The following is a 4,159-nucleotide window of genomic DNA, read 5'->3' as shown; positions in this document are numbered from 1 at the left end:
AGCCATAACTGTGTTATGGCTTTTGCTTTTTTTTATGAAATATTAGTATGCTTAACACGTTCTATTAGGCACTGTTTTATTAATTTTATAACATTAGTTTTAGTAGAATGCAGAAAAAGCAGTAACTTGTTCATCACCCAATGGTTAGGAAATACAGTGTTTAAGCAATTTAAAAATAAAGTGATGGTGGCGCCAACAGCTATGGCCGGTTTAGCTTTGGGTATTGCCAGTATGGGGTGGACATGGGAAAACGTTTTAAATTTAAATAATTATGGACAATATCTGGGAGCGCTATTAGCTGGCGTATTAGTTTTACTTTTGGCTGCTAAATTTTTACTGCACCCAGATTTATTAAAAGCTGATTTAGCACATCCCGTTGCAGGAAGTGTGATCCCGACATTTGCAATGGCTAACCTGGTTATTTCAAAATCAGTGGGGCAATTTGACCCATTAGCTGGCGACATTATGTGGGTTTTAGCTTTTGTGCTGCACTTTACATTTTTGTTGAGCTTTTTATATCAGCGAGCAAAAAAGTTTAACTTTGAAGATATGGCGCCCAGCTGGTTTGTGCCACCGGTGGGTATTATTATTGCAGATGTTACTTTTTCGGGAAATCCGACATTAGCGTGGTTAGCCTATAGTGCGCTGGTTATTGGCATATCAGCGTACAGTACTATACTGCCAATTATGTTTTATCGTTTTTTAATAGCATTAAAAAGTGATTACGAAATACAGCCAACACTTGCCATTTTAGCCGCACCTGCCAGTTTAACATTAGCGGGGTATTTTCATATAGCGGCCAATCCATCACTAACTATAGTGGGAGTATTATTTACATTAGCGATAATAAAAACACTGATTGTTTATGTGTTATTTATAAAGTTATTACGCAGACCTTTTACGCCGAGCTACGCTGCTTTTACATTTCCAATGGTTATTGGGGCAACTGCATTATTTAAAATGAAAGACTGGATGCAAAGTATAAACCTCGCAATGCCATATGTAGATACAGTTAATTACTTAGCTACGTTTGAACTTATAGTTGCCACGGCAGTAGTTGGTTATGTAAGTGGTCGGTACTTTTGCCACTTTAAATTATCAAAGCAACGGGTAGCGTAGAGTTACTCTTGGATTACCTCTGGCTCATTACTTTCTTGTTCAGCTAGTTTTTCGCGCTCAGCTTTTGACACATAACCAGGTTTGTTGCTTTTATGTAGTTTAGCGTTAGTGCGTTTATCTTTCTTTTGAAATTTAGTGACGATTTTTTTACGACGGTTCACAATTAAATACCCTGTTAATTTTAAGTCGCGCATTATACATTCATCCTCATAAAAGCTGCTATATAAATATTCAGCTTAAGTTACCTGTGTGTTTAGCGTAAAGAGCTATAAGTAAGCGCTTCATAGCGTTATAATTACCGCTCTTAGTTATTAATTAAATGGGAATTGTTTTGAAAAAGTTAGCTTTAGCCAGTATTGCTTTATTTGCGTTTGGTGCTCATGCGCAGTTAAATAAAAATATTGATAGCGTTGCCGATTACGCAGTAGATACCTACCAAAATGCTCAAATACACACTCTTACCAATTTAGTTGCCTTTCCTACGGTTAATAAAGCGAATATAAAAACGCCACAAAACCAAGATTTTATTGGCTTTAAAGCCCTGTTAAAAATGAAAGCCGCAGAGCTTGGTTTTGACTACCAAGATTTAGGGTACACCGTATTAATTGGTATGGGCGAGCAAAGCGAAAAAGTAACGGTAGTAACGCATGGCGATGTGCAACCTGCAAATGCTAGTAAATGGAAACAAAGTCCTTTTATTATAGATACCTCTGAGCCTGGTAAATTAGTTGGTCGTGGTACAGAGGATGACAAAGGTGCAATAGCAACCGCGCTTTACGCCATGAAAGCAATTAAAGATAAAGGCATAACGCTTAATAACCGCATTGAGCTGATGATTTATCTTGCTGAGGAGTCTGATTGGGGCCCGCTCACGGAGTTTATGAAAACATATGAGCAACCAAAATATGCAGTAACAATTGATGCATCATACCCCGTAGTGGTTGCCGAGAAAGGCTGGAGCTTAATAGCTCCTACCTTTAAAGCGACATCACCACAAACGGGTGTGTATGTAAAAGATGTAGCTGGCGGTGCGTTTAGAAGCCAAATTCCAGAAGATGCAAGCTTAGTACTTCACAATGCAGATGCTGCACTTATTAATACATTAAAAGCAAAAGCCAAAACATTAAATAAAGTTGAGTTTAACTTTAGTGAGCAAAATGATGGATTAGCCATAAATGTTAAAGGCATGTCGGCGCATTCATCAGAGCCAGAGTCGGGTATAAATGCGATTGCTTATTTAGCTGAGTTATTTAAAGGTGTGGAGCTTGAAAATAACAGTGACGGCGAGCTAATCGACTTTGTGAATCAGTTAATTGGTTTAGATATTCACGGTAAACAGTTTGGCGAAATAGCCTATAAGCACGACTTTATGGGCCCGATGACAGTGGCACCAACCGTTATTGAGCGCGATGGTAATGCACTAACACTTGCTGTAAATGCGCGCCGCCCTATGGGTAAAGACGAAGCTGTACTACAAAAGCAAATTGACGATGCACTCGCTAATTGGCAGGCAGCTAATAACGTAACCCTTGCTAATATAGAGACGATTATTGGCACACCGATGCTACTTGATGGCGCGCCACATGCGCAAAAGCTGCTTGATATTTTCAAGCATTTTACGGGCGACGAAAAAGCTGACTTTGTATCAATAGGTGGTGGCACTAATGCAAAGCTGTTTGATAACGCAGTGTCGTTTGGCCCTTCAATGCCAGGTAAACGTTACACGGGTCACTCAGAGCATGAGTTTATGACCATTGAGCAACTAGAGCTTAATTTACGCATGTACACAGCGATGATGATAGAGCTGGGTAATATGTAGTTTAAGCGTACTTAGATTCAATAAGGTTTAATAATAGGTGTTGAGTACTAATCAGCACCTATGTCCTTAAAATTTACCTCAGGCAAGTTTTCAAAGCTTGGTTTGGCAAATAAATACCCCTGCATAAGCTCAACACCTGCGTTTTTAAGCCATATATACTCTTCTACGGTTTCAATCCCTTCAGCCAGTGCCGTTATGTTTAAGTCGCGAAACATATTTAAGCAATGAGTTACTATTAATTGGCGTTTTTTATCGTTGCTTATATCGCGTATTAGCGCCATATCAAGCTTGATAATATCCGTTTGAAAGTCAGCCAGTAGATTTAAACCAGAATAACCTGCGCCAAAGTCGTCAGTCGCGGTTTTAAACCCGAGAGACTGATAGTAATCAACAACGCGCTTTATGTGTGCGGTGTCTTCTATTTTTTCTACTTCAGTAAATTCAAACATAATATTTTGAATTGGGAAGTTATACTTTTTTGCAGCTTCTAGTGTGGTGCGTATACATCGCTCAGGTTTATAAATAGCATTAGGTAAAAAGTTAATGCTTAGCATTGATGTTATGCCCAGCTTTGCGGCTAATTGAATGGCTTTAATGCGACAAAGCTGATCAAACGCATAGCGGTTGTCTTCATTCACCTTTGAAATAATAGAATAAGCAGACTCGCCATTTAAACCCCTAACCAGTGCTTCATAGCCATAAATAAGGTTAGTTTTACAGTTTATAATGGGTTGAAAAGCCATTGAAAAATCAAATTCGAGATCGTTAGTATCAGCGCAGTTGTTACATGTCACTTTTTCGAAATCTTTTGATTTTTCGCTCATTTAGCTCATCCTTTAATGTTTATTTGTTTAAGGTTAGTTGAAATTAGAGCCTAACACAAACAGATTAAAGTATTGGGTTTTATGTATTGAAACATGATAAACAACTATATTTTTAGGTGGGGAGGAATGACTAATGTCATGCTATTTAATGACATTTAGCAGCTGTGCATGGTGCTTATTAAAACAATAATAGTGGCATACATTATTTGGAGAATAAAAATGAGCAGCACAATTACATTAGGCAAAAAAATTAAAACATATCTACTTATTTTAACTTTGCTCACCGTTATAAATTTACTGACTTCACCTAGTTATATGTGGGTAGTATGGCCAGCGCTTGGGATGGGAATTGGGCTAGTAGTCAGTGCTTTGAGTAAGAATAAACCTAGAGATATTT

General features: G+C 38.1%; 5 protein-coding genes. 3 read left to right on the top strand and 2 right to left on the bottom strand.

Annotation, left to right across the window (positions count from 1 at the left end):
- The first annotated feature begins 156 nt into the window (after positions 1-156).
- Entirely contained in the window at positions 157-1,119 is a 963-nt protein-coding gene (locus GQR46_RS16940; RefSeq protein ID WP_165741644.1) for a TDT family transporter, read from the top strand.
- Between the two features lie 2 nt (positions 1,120-1,121).
- Here GQR46_RS16940 and GQR46_RS16935 read toward each other — a convergent pair whose 3' ends face one another.
- Positions 1,122-1,313 carry a DUF2986 domain-containing protein gene (locus GQR46_RS16935; RefSeq protein ID WP_008169531.1) on the bottom strand — a complete coding sequence of 64 codons (192 nt, stop codon included), beginning with the start codon at positions 1,311-1,313 and terminating at the stop codon, positions 1,122-1,124.
- Positions 1,314-1,450: 137 nt separating this feature from the next.
- On the opposite strand from GQR46_RS16935, the gene GQR46_RS16930 reads away from it, so the two are divergent.
- Complete coding sequence (locus GQR46_RS16930; protein ID WP_165741642.1) at positions 1,451-2,938, top strand: dipeptidase; 1,488 nt, start codon at positions 1,451-1,453, stop codon at positions 2,936-2,938.
- A 47-nt stretch (positions 2,939-2,985) separates the two neighbouring features.
- On the opposite strand, the gene GQR46_RS16925 is transcribed toward GQR46_RS16930, so the two are convergent.
- Entirely contained in the window at positions 2,986-3,762 is a 777-nt protein-coding gene (locus tag GQR46_RS16925; RefSeq protein WP_165741640.1) for an EAL domain-containing protein, read from the bottom strand.
- A 168-nt stretch (positions 3,763-3,930) separates the two neighbouring features.
- On the opposite strand from GQR46_RS16925, the gene GQR46_RS16920 reads away from it, so the two are divergent.
- Positions 3,931-4,159: 2TM domain-containing protein (locus GQR46_RS16920; protein ID WP_346766808.1), on the top strand; the 229-nt coding region annotated here is incomplete at its 3' end.

It is taken from the genome of Pseudoalteromonas sp. Z1A6 (assembly GCF_011378745.1).
Taxonomy (GTDB): Bacteria; Pseudomonadota; Gammaproteobacteria; order Enterobacterales; family Alteromonadaceae; genus Pseudoalteromonas; species Pseudoalteromonas arctica.
The sequence above is the reverse complement of the archived record's forward strand: the minus strand, read 5'-3'. Positions and strand labels throughout refer to the sequence as shown.

Bases quoted from the DNA above. Each gene is read 5' to 3' on its own strand.
- GQR46_RS16935 (WP_008169531.1), bottom strand. From the start codon at position 1,313: ATGCGCGACTTAAAATTAACAGGGTATTTAATTGTGAACCGTCGTAAA.
- GQR46_RS16925 (WP_165741640.1), bottom strand. From the start codon at position 3,762: ATGAGCGAAAAATCAAAAGATTTCGAAAAAGTGACATGTAACAACTGC.